Origin of the sequence: Mycobacterium sp. E1386, from assembly GCF_001672745.1 — a bacterium.
Taxonomy (GTDB): Bacteria; Actinomycetota; Actinomycetes; order Mycobacteriales; family Mycobacteriaceae; genus Mycobacterium.
Genome location: NZ_LZKH01000087.1, coordinates 1 through 14669, shown reverse-complemented (window position 1 = coordinate 14669; position 14669 = coordinate 1). Strand labels below are relative to the sequence as shown.

Below are 14669 nucleotides of genomic sequence, written 5' to 3'. Positions count from 1 at the left end.
GCGGGTCAGGTGGTCATGCGACGGTGGTCCGGTCAGCGCGCGACGGACGGCGGTCGACAGCGGCCCGTGTGCCGCCGGCAGGGCGGGTTCGGTGGTGATCGATGCGCGGGTCACGCCCACGACTACCCGCAATCCAGCAGCCACAAACGGTGCGGGGCCACCCCTACCCGCTCTCGGCCGGCAGCCGGAAGCTGATGTCGACCGTCGTCCCGGTGGGGGAGCACTCGAGTCCCAGCGCCGTGCTGAGAGCCCGCATCAGTACCAGGCCCCGCCCACCGTTGCCCGGGTCGGCTTCGGGCGCCTTCCACGAGCCCTGGTCGGTGATGCGGGCGCGGATCTCGCCGCCGGCGAGTTCGACGTCGAGCAGCATCGTGCCCAGCAGCTGCCCGGAGTATGCGTGCTCGACGCAGTTCGTGCAGGCCTCGTTGATCACCAGCACGATGTCGGCGGCCAATTCGCCCGGCACGTCGGCGGTGCGCAGCCATTCGGCCAACCGATGCCGGATGCCGACCAACCGCCCCGCGCTGGCCTCGGCCTCGATCCGAAGCGGGGACTGCTGGTGCCGGTAGATCACCATCGCCACATCGTCGTCATACCCCGCCGCGGGCGCCAGCTCACTCAGTACCGTATCGGCGACAGAGTCCAATGGCAGCGTCGTCGTATTCGCCAGAACCACTGCGGCGCGGGCCATCCCGTCGTCAATGGACTCGTGTTTGCGCTCGACCAGCCCGTCGGTGAACAGCATCAGGGTGGAGCCGGGCGGCAACACCCGGCTGGTCTGCGGTCGGGGTTCGGTGCGCCGGACCGCGAGCGGCACCGACGCGGCGTCGGTCAACATCACCGGCGTCCGCGGCTCGGACCCGACGAGGACAGCGGGCATGTGGCCGGCGTTACTGTATTGCAGCACACCGGATTCGGTGTCGAGGATGGCCAGGAAAACGGTGGTGCAGTATGCGTTCGGGATTAGCGATGCCGCCGAGTCGAGCTGCTCGAGTAGCAGCGCGGGCCCGGCCCCGTTGATCAACAGCGCCCGCGCCGAACTGCGTAGCTGGCCCATGACCGCCGCGGCCGGCAGCCCGCGACCCACACAGTCACCGACCACGATGCCGATGCGGTGATCACCGATCGGCAGCACGTCATACCAGTCGCCGCCGATTTCCAGGGGTGGGACGGCGGGCTCGTAACGCACGACGAAGCCCGGCGGCGGTTCCATGGTCGGCAGCAGGGCGCGCTGCAAGGTCAGCGACGTCTCGCGGGCGCTTTCGAATTGCCGGACGTGCTGCATGGCCAGGCTCAGGTGGCCGATGAGGACGGTCACCAGCAGCCGGTCTTCGGCGCTGATCCAGCGCGGCGAGCGCAGCTCCAGCCACAGCGCCAGGTCGCCCGCGCCGGAGAGCACCGCCACCAATCCGTGTGCTTTGCCGGGATTTTCGGGTCGCTCGACCGTTTTGGCGGTCAGCGGCAGCTGGTGACGCGCATCCTCGAAGGTATGGCGCAACCACGGATCCAGCCTGCGCCAGGACGTTTTGGACGTCTCGCCCGCCACTTGGACGGTCGGTTCGCCGTCGCCGGTCGGCCAGGAGATCGCGACCACCCGTTGTACGTCGATCGCCGTGCTGCACTCGTCGAGGGTGATCGAGAGCAGCTCGTCAACGCTTTTGGCCACCGCCACCGCCGTCGCCAACCGCAGCACCGCGCTTTCCCTTGCGGCGAAGGCTCTTTCGGCGGTGATGTCACGGATCGTCCCTACGAAGACGTCTTGCTCGCTGCCGCTGCCCTGAACCGCGTTGATGCTCACCGTCACCCAGACCAGGTGCCCGTCGCGGTGCCGAATCGGCGTCTCGTAAGTGGTGGTGCCGATGCTCTGGACCAGCGACTGCTGTTGGCGGGCGCCCTGTTGGTCGACCAACCACGGGTGCGGCCACCGGTAGGGCAGGCCCTCGGTGGGATAGCCGAGTATTTCGATGAGGGCGCTGTTCATCTCGATCACGGAGCCCTCGTGATCGGCGACGAAGAAACCCTCTTGCAACGAATTGACCAGCGCGGTACGGAATTTGTCGCGGTCGGCCAGTCCCTCGGCCCGGGCGCGCTCACGAGCGTAGCGGCGGTTGCCGTCCAGGAAGCCGCGCGTCGCGATGTCGAGCGGGACCAGCAGCTGCAACAGGAATTCCAGCGCGATCGGCGCGTCGACCTGGATATCCTGGGTCAGTTCGAGGATCAGCCCGACGTGGCGCTCGATGATCGCGAGCAGGCTGACTTCTTCTTGCAGGGCCCGGCGCCCCAGCTCATAGCCGGCAGCCAGGCTGTCCTCGTCCCGCGCCTGCAGGTAGTTGCGCAACGCCGCGGCGTACTGCGCGTGAAAGTCGTCGTTGTCGCTCATGTCGATGCCCCCCGATGACGGGCGGTCAACACCATGGCATCGTCGGTTTCCTTGGCATCCTTGCCGAGTAATTCTTCGGCGATGACGACGGCGGTGGCCGAGAAATCGATGTGGTCCAGGTAGTTCTCGGTGATCCCGTCTGTGCTTATCACCAGCAGGTCCCCCGGCCGGATCGAAACCACCTGCGCCGGCCTGATTTCCGGTATCCGGTAGCCGACGATGCCCGCGGTCAGCCGCGCACTGGATCGGACCTGGACGCCGGTCGGGGACTTGGCCAACAGATCGGCGGTGACATTGCCGACGCCCGTCCAGGTCAGCGTGTTGGCGGCGAAGTCCATCCGTGCCAACGTCATCGCCACCCCTCTGGTGCCCTCCAGCACCCGGTGGCAGAGCTGGATCAAGACTTCGAGCCGCTCCGAGCTGGAGCGTTTGACCGCCTCGATGGCGCGCAGCGCAGCGGCTGCGGCATCCGGACCGTGGCCGAGGCCGTCCACCACGCCGAACAGCGCCGCTTCCCGGCCGATGTCGACGGCGAGCCCCCGATCGCCGGAGACGTACTCGCTGGGCAGCGGGCGGCCCGCCCTTGCCCACTCGATCGGACCGAACCGGCCGCTGTCATGCACGGGGAGGGACCCATTTCCACATCTCGACGACCGTTCCCCGGCCGAGCGCGGACTCCACGAGCAACCTGTCCATCAGCCGGCGGGAGCCCGGCAGGCCCATCCCCAATCCGCGGCCGGTCGAATACCCGTCCTCCATCGCCCGCTCGATGTCGGCGATGCCCGGCCCCTGATCCTCGGCGCGCACCACCAGAGCCTTGCGGCCGTCCCGGTCGGCCGCGAAGACCCGGACGGTGCCGCGGCCGGCGTAACTGGTGATGTTTCGCGCGATCTCGGAGATCGCCGTCGCGATCATCGTGACGTCGGTGAGGGAGAATCCCAGATCGAGTGCGAGTTGGTGTCCGGCTTTGCGAGCTTCGACTATGTCGTCGGAATTGTCGATGGCGACGACGATATCAGTCGCCACCATCGCGCCCGATCGTCGGTTTCCGCTGCGTCAGTTGACGATTCAGCAGGGCGAGGCCTTCTTCGAGGTCCAGCGCCGTGTTCATGTCGTCGAACGCCAGCCCAAGCTGGACCATCGCGAAGGCCACTTCCGGCTGCAGGCCGACGATCACCGTATCCGCGCCGCGCAGCCGGGTCATGTGCGCAATGGTCCGCAGCGATCGGGCCGCGAACGAGTCCATCACGTCGATGGCGGTGACGTCGACGATGATGCCCTGCGCGCGGAACCGGCTGACGCGCTCCATCAGGTCATAGCGGAGCCGCTCGGCGTCGGAGTCGCTGAGCGCGGCCTGCACCGAGGCGATGAGGATCGCACCCTGTTTCAGGATCGGTACGGGCATGACGCGCTCGTGTTCCTCGTAGCTATCCCGGCTGCTCGCCGGTGCGGGTGACCTCGTAGCCCAGCAGGCGCTCGGCTTCCTCGATGCCGCCCTGCAGGTCGCCGACGGCGTTCATCTTCGACAGGTCCAAGCCGATGGTCACCAGCGTGAGCGCGATTTCGGAGGATAGGCCGGTGATGATGACGCTCGCGCCCATCAGGCCCGACGCGTCGACCGTCTGCACCAGGTGGTTGGCCACCGTGGAGTCGATGGTCGGCACACCGGTGATGTCGATGACCACCACTTTCGCGCGGTTCGCGCGGATGGCTCTCAGCAGTTGCTCGGTGACCTGACGGGCGCGCTGAGAATCGAGCACACCGATGATCGGCAGAATCAGCAACTGCTCGCGCACCTGCAGCACCGGCGTCGACAGCTCGCGGATGGCCTCCTGCTGCTGGCGGATGATGCGCTCGCGTTCCTGCACGAAGCTGACCGCCACGGTGTTGGCGATGCGGTTGGCCGCCGGTTCGTAGGCGTCCAGAACCCGATTGAGCATCTCGAATTCGGTCTGGTACTTCTCGAACAACGAGCGCGCGAGCACGTCACGCAGCAACAACACGATGCCGACGACCTCGTCCGTTTCCACGCCCCGCGGAATGATGCGCTCGGACAGGTCGCGCGCGTAGGCCTGCAGCGCCTCGACGCTACCGGTCTCGAGCACCTCCACGTAGTTGTCGTAGACGGCGGTCGCCTCGGAGAACAGCTCCTCCGGCGTCATCGCGGTGAGCAGTTCGGCCTCGGTGATCCTGCGTGCCCACTCCTCGCGCAGCACGGTGCGGTTCTGCCGCAGGTGCTGGACGAGTTGCGGCAGCAGGCCCTCGCTGGAAATGGTGGCCGCCTGCGCGGTGGCGCCCGCGCCGCTGAACTCCGCCGGCGAATCTGACATGTTGCCTCCCGAGTGCCGGTCCGGGCCCCGCTATGTGCAGGCTCGATTTTGCGAGACTAGCCTGGGTTGTCGCGGGGCAGGTGTTGAGGGCATATTCTTCTCGCAGTTCGCAACGCAGGCTAGGCTTGCAGCACACCTGAAGCCCAGGACAAAGGATCGCCATTGTCAGCTCCTGATTCGATTACCACGCTGGTTGAGGACCACGATGGAGTGTCCGTGGTCAGTGTCAGCGGCGAAATCGATCTGGTCACGGCGCCGGCCCTGGAACAGGCCATTGGCGCGGTTGTCGCGGAGAGTCCAACGGCACTGGTCATCGACCTCTCGGCGGTGGAGTTCCTCGGTTCGGTCGGTCTGAAGATCCTGGCGGCGACGTACGAGAAGCTGGGCACGGCGACGGGGTACGGGGTGGTTGCGCGCGGCCCGGCGACCAGGCGGCCGATTCACCTGACCGGGCTGGACAGGACGTTCCCGCTGTACCCGACGCTGGACGACGCGTTGACCGCGGTGCGGGACGACAACATCAGCCGGTAATTGCCGCTGCGCGCGGTTGCGCGACAAGGTTTTTGGGGAATGTCGGCGTCCCGATGCGATTTGCGGTTACCAAATTGGCGGGCGCCGAAATCAATTCGCTTCCCGAAAGCGGATAACGAATTTCGCGACCTTCGCCGTGAAACAGCGCTGACGCATCCGACAGGTGCGATGATCACGGCTATGGACGTCGATAATCCGCAAGACGACCAGCGGTGGGACAGCCACGAGCGTGGCGAAACCGAAATCCAACGGCTGGACCGCAATTGGAACAGCCTGCTGCAGGAGCTGCGCGTCGTGCAGACGGGTGTGCAGCTGCTCACCGGTTTCCTGCTGACCCTGCCGTTCCAGCAACGTTTCGACGTTCTCGCCCCGGTCCTGCGCGACGCCTATCTCGCGACGGTGGGGTGCTCGGTGGGCGCGACGGTGCTGCTGATCGCGCCGGTCGGCATGCACCGGATGCTCTTCCGGCGCCATCGTCTCCAGGTGCTGGTGTCCGCCGCGCACCGCTGCGCGTACGCCGGGCTGGCGCTGCTCGGCCTCGCGCTGACCGGAGTGACGACCATCGTGTTCGCCGCGGTGGCCGGCCGCAGCCCGGCGCTGATCGCGGGAGCGTGTGCGCTGACGCTGTTCACGTTGTTCTGGTGGCTGCTACCGATTCTGCTCCGCACCCGCGGCATGTAGTGCGAGTTCGGCGATGCGGGTCGAGTCCAGATGGTCGAGCAGGTCTTGTGGATCGGCGAAGACCGGTGCCGAGCCCGCCGCCTGCAGCTCCTCGCGCGCGATGCCGCCGCTGAGCAGCCCGATGCAGGGCAATCCGGCGCCCGCCGCGGCGTGCGCGTCCCACACGGCATCCCCGACGAACACCGCATGGTCGGCATCCACCCGGGCCCGATCCAGCGCGACCTGAACGATGCCGGGTGCGGGCTTGGCGGTGTCGACGTCCTGCGACGACGTCGTTTCGGAGATGACGTCGTCGCAGTCGAGGACCTTGCGCAAGATCTCCAGCTCGTCGTCGGGTGCCGAGGTGGCCAGCACGACCTGGAGCCCCAGTTCGGCGACGCGGTGCAGCAGCGCGCGGGCACCGGGTAGTGGCGCGAGCAGCGGGGTGCTCTCCCGGTAGTAGCGGCTGTGCCCGTCGCTCAGCCGCTCCTGGACCTCGTCCGGCGCGTCGTTGGAAAGCGTTCGCACCAGCGTCGAGCCGTCCATGCCGATGCACCGGTGGATTTGCCAGGCGGTCACGGGCAGGCCTTCGGCGTCGAAGGCGCGCAGCCACGCGTGGACGTGAAGATAGTTGGAGTCGACCAGGCTTCCGTCGACGTCGAACAATACGGCGGGTTTCATCTGCGCGGCATACCCAGGCCCGGGCCGGCTGACACCCCGTCGTTTGGGTTCGGGGGCGGCGGGTAACCGCGAAGCGTGATCCGCGGCTCGTTAGCCGCCGGGTCGGGCGGCGGTCCGACCGGTTGCCGTACGCCGCACGAATCACCCTGTTACACAGACTTTCTCACGAGGAGTGACGTTGAATCACCAGAAGGCCGACCCGGTCGATCACCAGCGGACCGCCCGTCAGCACGCCGGCGAAACCGTCACATACGGCGCGAACGCGCCCGGCCTGGCCGGCTCAGCCGTCGCTGTGGTCGCCCTGATCGTCGGTCTGTTCGCGCTGGCCACCCGGCATTTCGCGGCGGGCTTGACGGCCGTGATCCTTGCCGCCTTGCTCGGAGCGGCGAGCGCGGTCTGGTTGCTGCGCACGCACCGACGGGTGCGCGTCGCCGAACTCGCTTGGCACGCCGCGCATTCCGATGAGCCCGCCCCGCCGCCGACCAGTTGACCGCTGTGAGCTAACGAACACCGGACAGCGCGAATCCGCCCGCCGAGACGTTTAATCGCGACCATGACGGGGTAAAAGCCGATCATGGTCGCGCCCGTTTCGTTACGAGCAGCAAACTACTCGGTCGGGTACGAGCGTGAATTCCCCATGCTCGGCCTCGCTGCCGTGGCGGTCTGGGCCGTAAGTCTGGCAATCGGGCTGTTCGAGCTGCTGGTAGGGCACGAGGGCGCGGCGATCGTCGCGCTGATCGTGTCGGTCGTCGCGCCGTGGTTGGGCCTGGCCCTCGCGCATTACCCCTCGATCGCCAGGCGGCTGAGGCGGCTCAATGTCCGGCGGCGTGACTTTTTCGGACCGGTCGGTGTAACTCGCGCCTGAATGGGGTACTGCCTGCGCCACGGGTGAGTACAGGAAAGTGCGTCAACCCGGGCTCATCAGCAGGAAGGAACTGCCATGCCGACCGCGAGTGACTACGACGCACGCCGAGTCTCGGACACCGAAACTCAGGACAAGTCCCCGATAGGCGAGCTTGCCCCGACCTTGCAGGGATCCGCCACCACGGTGGTCGACGAGGATCCCAACGACGTGCATTTCTTCGAGCTTCCCGGCGCCGACCTGTCCGGCGAGGAACTGTCGGTGACGGTGATTCCCCAGCGTTCCGACGAGTTCATGTGCTCGAGCTGTTTTCTGGTGCAGCACCGCAGCCGGTTGCACAGCTCGAATGGGGACATGTCCATCTGCGCCGACTGCGCCTGACACCGCCGGGGTTGAATCGTTGGCGCACAACCTCTTTCAGGACTGCGCCCACTCGCGGTGACACACGGCGCAATGCCGGGTGACCATCGCCCAGTCCGGCTCGCTCTTGACGGGTTCGCGGATCAGGTGCGCGGATACGTCGCCACAGCCGGGGCAGGTGCAGATGGCGCGGTAGGGCTCGACGGGCTGGTCTCCCATCAGCCGCAGGTTTTCCGCCCGCGAGAACGGCACGATCGCCAACGGTTCGGGGCGCGGAGCGGGGTGCGGGTTGTCGAACCACAACAGGCCGCAGGTCACGGTCGCCACCGCTGTGAAGACGGCCAGGATCATCGTCGGGATGTCCCACGGCCAGTTCGGCGGGAGGGGCGTCACCACGAGAACCACCAGCACGGCGGAGATCACCGCGCCGATGATGGTGCCGGGTTTGGCGAATCGGTAGCCACCGACGTTCAGCGCTTCCCACGCCCGGATCTCCTGCTGTCGCCGGGCGACCTCCGCCAGGGTGGGGTGGCCCGGGCTGCGGGCCGGCGCCGGGGAATCAGCAAATTCGGTGACCTGTGGCCCGACCCCGCGTTGCTCGCCCTGCTCGGGCGGCGGGTTTACCAGCGCCATGCGGGCAGAGCTTAACGGCAAAGCGGCGACGCCGCAGCGTTGAACGCGGCGTCTTGCTGTCACGCCAGCTAATACAACTGGGTCGGGGTGGCGGGATTTGAACCCACGGCCTCTTCGTCCCGAACGAAGCGCGCTACCAAGCTGCGCCACACCCCGCTTGAAGCTCCGACAGCCTATCGCACCGCCCCATCGGCTGGCCAAACCGCGGCGTGGCGGCTCATTGCCACAGGCAGGACCGCTCGAACCGCGCCAGTGCCTCGGCGGGACCGCTCGGATCGAGTCCCTGCGCGCTGACCCACTCGTCGCTGAAGTAGGTGTCGTGGTAGCGGTCGCCGCTGTCGGCGATCAGCGTGACCACCGAACCGCTGCGTCCCTGCGCCACCAGCTCCGCGAGCAAGCCAAAGGCGCCCCACAGGTTGGTGCCCGTCGACGGCCCCACGCGGCGCCCCAGGACGGCGCTCACGTGGCGGGCGGCGGCGATGGACGCCGCGTCCGGCACCGACACCATGCGGTCGACCACGCCGGGCAGGAAAGACGGCTCGACCCGCGGCCGGCCGATGCCCTCGATTCGAGACGAGGTGGGCATCAAGACGTCGTCGCGGTCGTCGGCGTAGGCGGGAAAGAACGCGGAATTTTCCGGGTCCACGACGCAGAGCCGGGTCGCGTGCCGGCGGTAGCGGATGTAGCGGCCGATCGTCGCGCTGGTGCCGCCGGTGCCCGCGCCGACCACGATCCATTCCGGGATGGGATGCGTCTCCTCGCCCATCTGCTCGAAGATCGACTCGGCGATGTTGTTGTTGCCCCGCCAGTCGGTGGCGCGTTCGGCGTTGGTGAACTGGTCCAGGTAATGCCCGCCGGTGTCGCGGGCGACGCGCTCGGCCTCGGCGTACACCTCAGCAGAGTTCTGCACGAAATGGCAACGGCCGCCCTGTGCTTCGATCAGCGCCACCTTGGCCGAGCTGGTGGATGCCGGCATCACGGCGACGAACGGCAGGCCTAGCAGGGCCGCGAAATACGCCTCCGACACCGCCGTCGAACCCGACGAGGCCTCGACCACCGTGGTGCCCTCGTCGATCCAGCCGTTGCAGAGCGCATACAGGAACAGGGAGCGTGCCAGCCGGTGCTTGAGGCTGCCGGTGATGTGCGTGGTCTCGTCTTTGAGGTACAGCGCCACCTGAGCGCCGGGGCCGTCCGAGCCCCATGCCGACGGCAGCGGGTAGCGCAGCAGGTGGGTGTCGGCGCTGCGCCGGGCGTCGGCCTGGATCAGCCGGACCGCGTTGTCCGTCCAGCACCGCGAGCGGCTGCGAACCGCGATCCGGGTCCGCTCGGTCAACGCACCGAAACTGTTGGCTGCGAACGGGTTAGGTCGCTGGCCGAGTCGCGGCCGCCCATCGGGGTGGCGATCAACGTCAGCAGGGTGGCCTCGGGCCGGCAGCAGAAGCGCACCGGCGCGAACGGTGAGGTGCCGATGCCGGCGGAGACGTGCAGCTGCATGTTCGCGCCCCACCGCGAGGGTCCCTTCGCCCGGGTCCGGTCCAGGCCGCAGTTGGTCACCAGGGCGCCGTAGAGCGGCAGGCAGACCTGGCCACCGTGGGTGTGTCCGGCCATCACCAGTTGGTAGCCGTCGGCGGCGAAGCGGTCCAGCACCCGGGGCTCGGGGGAGTGCACCAGCCCCAGCCGCAGGTTTGCGGCCGGGCTGGCCGGGCCCGCGATCGTCTCGTAGCGGTCCCGGTCGATGTGCGGGTCGTCGACGCCGGCGGCGGCGACGTGCAGGCCGGCCACCTCGAACTCGCGCCGCGTGTGGGTGAGGTCGAGCCAGCCGCGCTCGGTGAAGGCCGCCCGCAGGTCCTGCCAGGGCAGCGGCTCACCGTAGATCCGGTGCGACGGGTTGGTCAGATAGTTCAGCGGGTTCTTCAGGCGCGGGCCGAAGTAGTCGTTGCTGCCGAACACGAAGACGCCCGGCCGCGACAGCAGATCGCCGAGGGCCTGCACCACCGCGGGCACCGCCTTGGGGTGGGCCAGGTTGTCGCCGGTGTTGACCACCAGGTCGGGTTCCCAGTTGCTCAGCTCGCGCAGCCAAGCCTGTTTGCGGCGCTGGTTGGGCAGCATGTGCAGATCGCTGATGTGCAGCACCCGCAGCGGCGTGGAACCCGGCGCCAAGACGGGCATGGTTATCTCGCGCAGGACGAAGGCGTTGCGCTCGACGACGGCGGCGTAACCGATGCCGGCGACGGCCGAACCGAGTGCGGCGGCACCGGCGCGTATCAGCGTGGGCAAAACATCAGCCATGCTGGCAGCCTACTGCTGGTTGCGCTTTGGCAAGGCATACCTTGCGCCACAGCGCCGAAGATGGTCGCCTACGGGGGCGGCTGCCCCGGCGCGGGCGGCGGCGGCGGTGCGAGCAGTGGGATGGTGATCGGCGGCAGACCCGGGATCTCCACCACCTGCGACCCGACCGGCGGTGGCCCGCCCTCGGGCGGCGGCGGCGGAGCCGGCGGGATGCCGTTGCTGACCTGGATCGTGATGATCGAGCCGGGGATCGTTGCGCCGCTCGGCGTGGTTCCGACCACCTCGCCCTGCTTGGCGGTGCTGTTGACGAAGTTGTTCTGGTCGGCGACCTGGAAGCCGGCCTCCTTGAGGCGGGAACGGGCCGCGTCGATGTCCAGGCCGGCGACGCTCGGCACCCGCGACCCGGGTGACCCGTCGACGTACCGGGGATCGGTGGGCGGTAACTGCACGGGCCCGAAATTGGTGGCGATCGGCTTCATCGCCGTGAACCAGGTGCGGGCCGGCTCGTTACCGCCGTAGAGGTCGCCCTCGCCGCAATGGCGCAGCGGCGACGAACACAGGTCCGTCGGCGTCGTGGAGTCGTCGTAGATGTAGTTCGCCGCGGCGTAGTGGTTGGTGAATCCCACGAAGCCGGAGGATCGGTGCGCCTCGGTGGTGCCCGTCTTACCGGACATCGGCAGCGTCCAGCCCGCCGCACCGGCGGAGCCGGACGCCGTGCCACCGCCCACCGCGTCTTTGCTCATCGCGTTGGCGAGGGTGTTCGCCAGGCCCTCCGGCACCACCTGATCGCAGGTCTCGGTGGTCACCGCGACCTCGTTCCCGTGCCGGTCGATCAGCTTGTCGATGGGGTTCGGCGGGCACCACGTGCCGCCGGAGGCCAGCGTGGCGGCGACGTTGGACAGCTCGAGCGCGTTCACCTCGATGGGGCCCAGGGTGAACGAGCCGATGTTCTGCCGTTTGACGAAGTCGGCCAGGCTCTCGTTGCTGTCGGGGTTGTAGTCGCGGGCGGTGCCGGGATCAGCGTAGGAGCGCAGGCCCAATTTGATCGCCATGTCCACCGTGCGGGTCACCCCGACCTGCTGAATCAGCTTGGCGAACGCGGTGTTCGGCGAGGTGGCCAGCGCCTCGGTCACGTTCATCGACCCGCGGTAGTTGCCGGCGTTGACCACGCACCAGGTGTCCTTGGGGCAGCCCTTGGCGCCGCCGCTACCCATGCCCTTGGCCTGGAATCGCCCCGGCACCTCGAGCGTGGCGTTGATGCCCATGCCCATGTCCAGGGCGGCGGCCGTCGTGAAGATCTTGAACACCGATCCCGCGCCGTCACCGACGAGCGAGAACGGCTGCGGTCGCATGGTTTCCCCGGCATCGAGGTTCAGGCCGTAGGTGCGGTTGCTGGCCATCGCCATCACCTTGTGCGACGTCTTGCCGGGCTGAATCACGCTCATCACGCTGGAGATGCCGGGCAGCGTCGGGCTGGCGAACTGGTCGATGGCCGCCTTGACCGGGATCTGCACGTCCGGGTCCAGCGTGGTGCGGATCAGGTAGCCGCCTCGGGCCACCTGTTCTTTGCTGATGCCGGCGCGGGACAGGTACTCCTGGACGTAGTCGCAGAAGAAGGCGCGATCGCCGGCCGCGATGCAGCCCCGCGGCAACTCGTTGGGCTGCGGCAGCACACCCAGCGGGGTGGCCTTCGCGGCGCGCAGCGCGTCGGCCTCCTGAGGAATGTTTTCGATCATGGTGTCCAGCACCAGATTTCGCCGCGCCAGCGCACCATCGGGGTTGGTGTAGGGGTTCAGCGCGCTGGTCGACTGCACCATGCCCGCCAGCAGCGCCGCCTGTTGCCAGTTCAGGTCCGAGGCGTTGATGCCGAAGTAGGTCTGGGCCGCGTCCTGCACGCCGAATGAACCGTTGCCGAAGGACACCAGGTTCAGATAGCGGGTCAGGATCTCGGGCTTGGTGAAGGTCTTGTCCAGCGTGAGCGCCATCCGGATCTCGCGCAGCTTGCGGGCCGGGGTGGTTTCCACGGCGGCGCGCTTCTCCGCGTCGGTCTTCGCCGTCACCAGCAACTGGTAGTTCTTGATGTACTGCTGTTCGATGGTCGAACCGCCACGGGTGTCGACGTCGCCGCGCGCGTAGCCCGCCAGCCCGGTCAGCGTGCCCTTCCAGTCCACCCCGTTGTGATCGGCGAACCGCTTGTCCTCGATGGACACGATAGCCAGCTTCATCGTGTTGGCGATCTTGTCGCTGGGCACCTCGAAGCGGCGCTGGGAGTACAGCCAGGCGATGGTGTTGCCCTTCGCGTCGACCATCGTCGACACCGCGGGCACCTCACCCTCGAGAAGTTGGGCCGAGCCGTTGGCGACGACTTCGGACGCCCGGTTGGACACCAGTCCCAATCCGCCCGCGAACGGAAACATCAGTGCCGTGGCAACGACGCCGGCCAGCAAGCAGTACCCGGCAAGCTTCAAAATCGTGAGAAGGGCCGGGGGGCGGTCTGACATGGCTACTACAGTAGCGGCCTCCAGTCACGCCACCACGCTGCGAGTTCACCCACTTTTTGCCCCCGTCATTGACCAGCGCTTTACCGCCGCGAGTGCGATAAAATTTGCGCGTGCGTCAGTGGGCGGACCCCGCGCACGTGTGCAAGATCACTTCGATCGCCTACCCTTTTGAGACGAGACGGGACGGCCGTCCCAAAAAAAGCGTTATCGGACTGTTGCGCAATTGGCAGCTGACCACCTAACTTAGACACACGGTGAGATTCAGGTAACACCGATGTACACAGTGTGGCGTAGATCGCAGGTGTGGATCTGCACCCCAGGAGGGCGGTCGTGAGAGCGGCCGGTAGGGAAGGGAACAGTTCGTGTCAGGAACACGGCCTGCGGCGCGTAGGACAAACATTGCGGCCGCACAAGGGGTACTCCGCAGCGTTGATGCCGAAGAACGGATCGCCTGGGTTTCCAAAGCACTGTGCCGGACCACGGACCCGGACGAGCTCTTCGTTCGAGGGGCCGCCCAACGCAAGGCCGCCGTCATCTGCCGCCACTGCCCGGTCATGCAGGAGTGCGGGGCGGACGCGCTGGACAACAAAGTCGAGTTCGGCGTCTGGGGCGGCATGACCGAGCGTCAGCGTCGGGCCCTGCTCAAGCAGCACCCGGAAGTGGTGTCCTGGTCGGACTTCTTCGACAAGAGGAGAACCCGCAGCGTCGGCTGACCCAGCGGCCCGACCGGGCACCTAGCGCAGGGGCCCTTGGGCCGCGGGGCGGGCCGCGTCGTCACCGGCCGAGGTGATCTGATCGGCGAGCGCGCGCAGCGCTTCGAGGTCCGAGACGTCGAACGGCAGCGAGGGAACGCCGATCACCGGCACGTGCGGGTTGGCGCCGGTGAACCGCGACAGCAACCTGATCTCCCGCTTGGCGGTCTGCGCGCGGTCGGCATGAATCCTGAGCACCGCCGCGGCCAGCGAGGCCGCCTCCGAATCCGGCTCGGCCGCCAACGTTTCGGTTCCGTCGATCGCCCGCTCGGCGGGCAACGAGCACAACGTCGGGTGAGTGCGGTTCAACACCAGCCCGGCGAGCGGCATGCCTTCGGTGGACAGCCGGTCGACGAAGAACGAGGCCTCGCGCAGCGCGTCGGGTTCGGCCGCCGACACCACCACGAACTGCGTGCCGCGCCTCTTCAGCAACGAATACGTCCGATCCGCCTTCTCCCGGAAACCGCCGAAGGTGGCGTCCAGCGATTGCACGAAAGCCGCCGCGTCGCTCAGCATCTGTGAACCGAGCACAGTGGACATCGCCTTCATCGCCAAACCCATTGCGCCGGTGACCAATCGGCCTATGCCGCGGCCGGGCGCGAGCAACAGCCGCCACAGCCGGCTGTCCATGAAGCTGCCCAACCGTTTCGGCGCGTCCAGGAAGTCCAGCGCGTTGCGCGACGGCGGGGT

The 14669-nt window shown here is 67.7% G+C and carries 16 protein-coding genes, 1 tRNA gene and 2 pseudogenes; 6 read left to right on the top strand and 13 right to left on the bottom strand.

Annotation, left to right across the window (positions count from 1 at the left end):
* From A5709_RS29240 to A5709_RS10325, 6 genes and pseudogenes are all read right to left on the bottom strand, one after another.
* Positions 1-114: pseudogene (locus A5709_RS29240) on the bottom strand (iron-containing redox enzyme family protein); the annotation flags it as partial.
* A 49-nt stretch (positions 115-163) separates the two neighbouring features.
* Positions 164-2380 carry a SpoIIE family protein phosphatase gene (locus A5709_RS10345; protein WP_068119769.1) on the bottom strand — a complete coding sequence of 739 codons (2217 nt, stop codon included), beginning with the start codon at positions 2378-2380 and terminating at the stop codon, positions 164-166.
* Entirely contained in the window at positions 2377-3003 is a 627-nt protein-coding gene (locus A5709_RS10340) for a SpoIIE family protein phosphatase (protein WP_067943271.1), read from the bottom strand. Before A5709_RS10340 ends, A5709_RS10345 begins: the two co-directional genes overlap by 4 nt.
* Entirely contained in the window at positions 2996-3406 is a 411-nt protein-coding gene (locus tag A5709_RS10335) for an anti-sigma regulatory factor (protein WP_067943295.1), read from the bottom strand. Before A5709_RS10335 ends, A5709_RS10340 begins: the two co-directional genes overlap by 8 nt.
* Complete coding sequence (locus tag A5709_RS10330; RefSeq protein WP_067206181.1) at positions 3396-3785, bottom strand: STAS domain-containing protein; 390 nt, start codon at positions 3783-3785, stop codon at positions 3396-3398. Before A5709_RS10330 ends, A5709_RS10335 begins: the two co-directional genes overlap by 11 nt.
* A gap of 22 nt (positions 3786-3807) precedes the next feature.
* The gene (locus tag A5709_RS10325) at positions 3808-4710 is read right to left on the bottom strand and encodes an STAS domain-containing protein (protein ID WP_067943273.1); all 903 of its coding nucleotides are present in this window, start codon (positions 4708-4710) and stop codon (positions 3808-3810) included.
* Between the two features lie 162 nt (positions 4711-4872).
* Here A5709_RS10325 and A5709_RS10320 point away from each other — a divergent pair, with 162 nt between their 5' ends.
* Both A5709_RS10320 and A5709_RS10315 read left to right on the top strand, forming a co-directional pair.
* Positions 4873-5241 carry an STAS domain-containing protein gene (locus tag A5709_RS10320; protein WP_231971968.1) on the top strand — a complete coding sequence of 123 codons (369 nt, stop codon included), beginning with the start codon at positions 4873-4875 and terminating at the stop codon, positions 5239-5241.
* Between the two features lie 180 nt (positions 5242-5421).
* Positions 5422-5922: a DUF6328 family protein gene (locus A5709_RS10315; protein ID WP_067943276.1), complete on the top strand. Its 501-nt coding sequence runs from the start codon at positions 5422-5424 to the stop codon at positions 5920-5922.
* On the opposite strand, the gene A5709_RS10310 is transcribed toward A5709_RS10315, so the two are convergent.
* Positions 5890-6582 carry an HAD family hydrolase gene (locus A5709_RS10310; protein ID WP_068119766.1) on the bottom strand — a complete coding sequence of 231 codons (693 nt, stop codon included), beginning with the start codon at positions 6580-6582 and terminating at the stop codon, positions 5890-5892. The two genes, A5709_RS10315 and A5709_RS10310, sit on opposite strands and share 33 nt — an antisense overlap.
* Before the next feature lie 172 nt (positions 6583-6754).
* On the opposite strand from A5709_RS10310, the gene A5709_RS10305 reads away from it, so the two are divergent.
* The 3 genes from A5709_RS10305 (at position 6755) to A5709_RS10295 (ending at position 7825) form a co-directional block, all read left to right on the top strand.
* A complete protein-coding gene (locus A5709_RS10305) occupies positions 6755-7072 on the top strand; it encodes a hypothetical protein (RefSeq protein ID WP_068119764.1) in 318 nt (105 codons plus the stop codon).
* Between the two features lie 84 nt (positions 7073-7156).
* Positions 7157-7447 carry a hypothetical protein gene (locus tag A5709_RS10300; protein WP_068008045.1) on the top strand — a complete coding sequence of 97 codons (291 nt, stop codon included), beginning with the start codon at positions 7157-7159 and terminating at the stop codon, positions 7445-7447.
* A 75-nt stretch (positions 7448-7522) separates the two neighbouring features.
* Positions 7523-7825 carry a DUF4193 domain-containing protein gene (locus A5709_RS10295; RefSeq protein WP_067943283.1) on the top strand — a complete coding sequence of 101 codons (303 nt, stop codon included), beginning with the start codon at positions 7523-7525 and terminating at the stop codon, positions 7823-7825.
* Between the two features lie 36 nt (positions 7826-7861).
* Here the strand turns inward: A5709_RS10295 and A5709_RS10290 are convergent, their stop codons facing one another.
* From A5709_RS10290 to ponA2, 5 genes are all read right to left on the bottom strand, one after another.
* Positions 7862-8437: a hypothetical protein gene (locus A5709_RS10290; RefSeq protein WP_068119762.1), complete on the bottom strand. Its 576-nt coding sequence runs from the start codon at positions 8435-8437 to the stop codon at positions 7862-7864.
* Between the two features lie 82 nt (positions 8438-8519).
* Positions 8520-8593 (bottom strand) — tRNA-Pro (locus A5709_RS10285).
* A gap of 61 nt (positions 8594-8654) precedes the next feature.
* Positions 8655-9770 carry a PLP-dependent cysteine synthase family protein gene (locus A5709_RS10280; protein WP_068119759.1) on the bottom strand — a complete coding sequence of 372 codons (1116 nt, stop codon included), beginning with the start codon at positions 9768-9770 and terminating at the stop codon, positions 8655-8657.
* Positions 9767-10726, bottom strand: a complete 960-nt coding sequence (locus A5709_RS10275) for a metallophosphoesterase (RefSeq protein WP_067943289.1) — start codon at positions 10724-10726, stop codon at positions 9767-9769. Before A5709_RS10275 ends, A5709_RS10280 begins: the two co-directional genes overlap by 4 nt.
* A 68-nt stretch (positions 10727-10794) precedes the next feature.
* Positions 10795-13227 (bottom strand): transglycosylase/D,D-transpeptidase PonA2, encoded by a 2433-nt coding sequence (gene ponA2, locus A5709_RS10270; RefSeq protein ID WP_067943291.1) that lies wholly within the window; start codon positions 13225-13227, stop codon positions 10795-10797.
* A 362-nt stretch (positions 13228-13589) separates the two neighbouring features.
* Here ponA2 and A5709_RS10265 point away from each other — a divergent pair, with 362 nt between their 5' ends.
* Entirely contained in the window at positions 13590-13940 is a 351-nt protein-coding gene (locus A5709_RS10265) for a WhiB family transcriptional regulator (RefSeq protein ID WP_067943293.1), read from the top strand.
* A 21-nt stretch (positions 13941-13961) separates the two neighbouring features.
* On the opposite strand, the pseudogene A5709_RS10260 reads toward A5709_RS10265, so the two are convergent.
* Positions 13962-14669: pseudogene (locus tag A5709_RS10260) on the bottom strand (ArsA family ATPase); the annotation flags it as partial.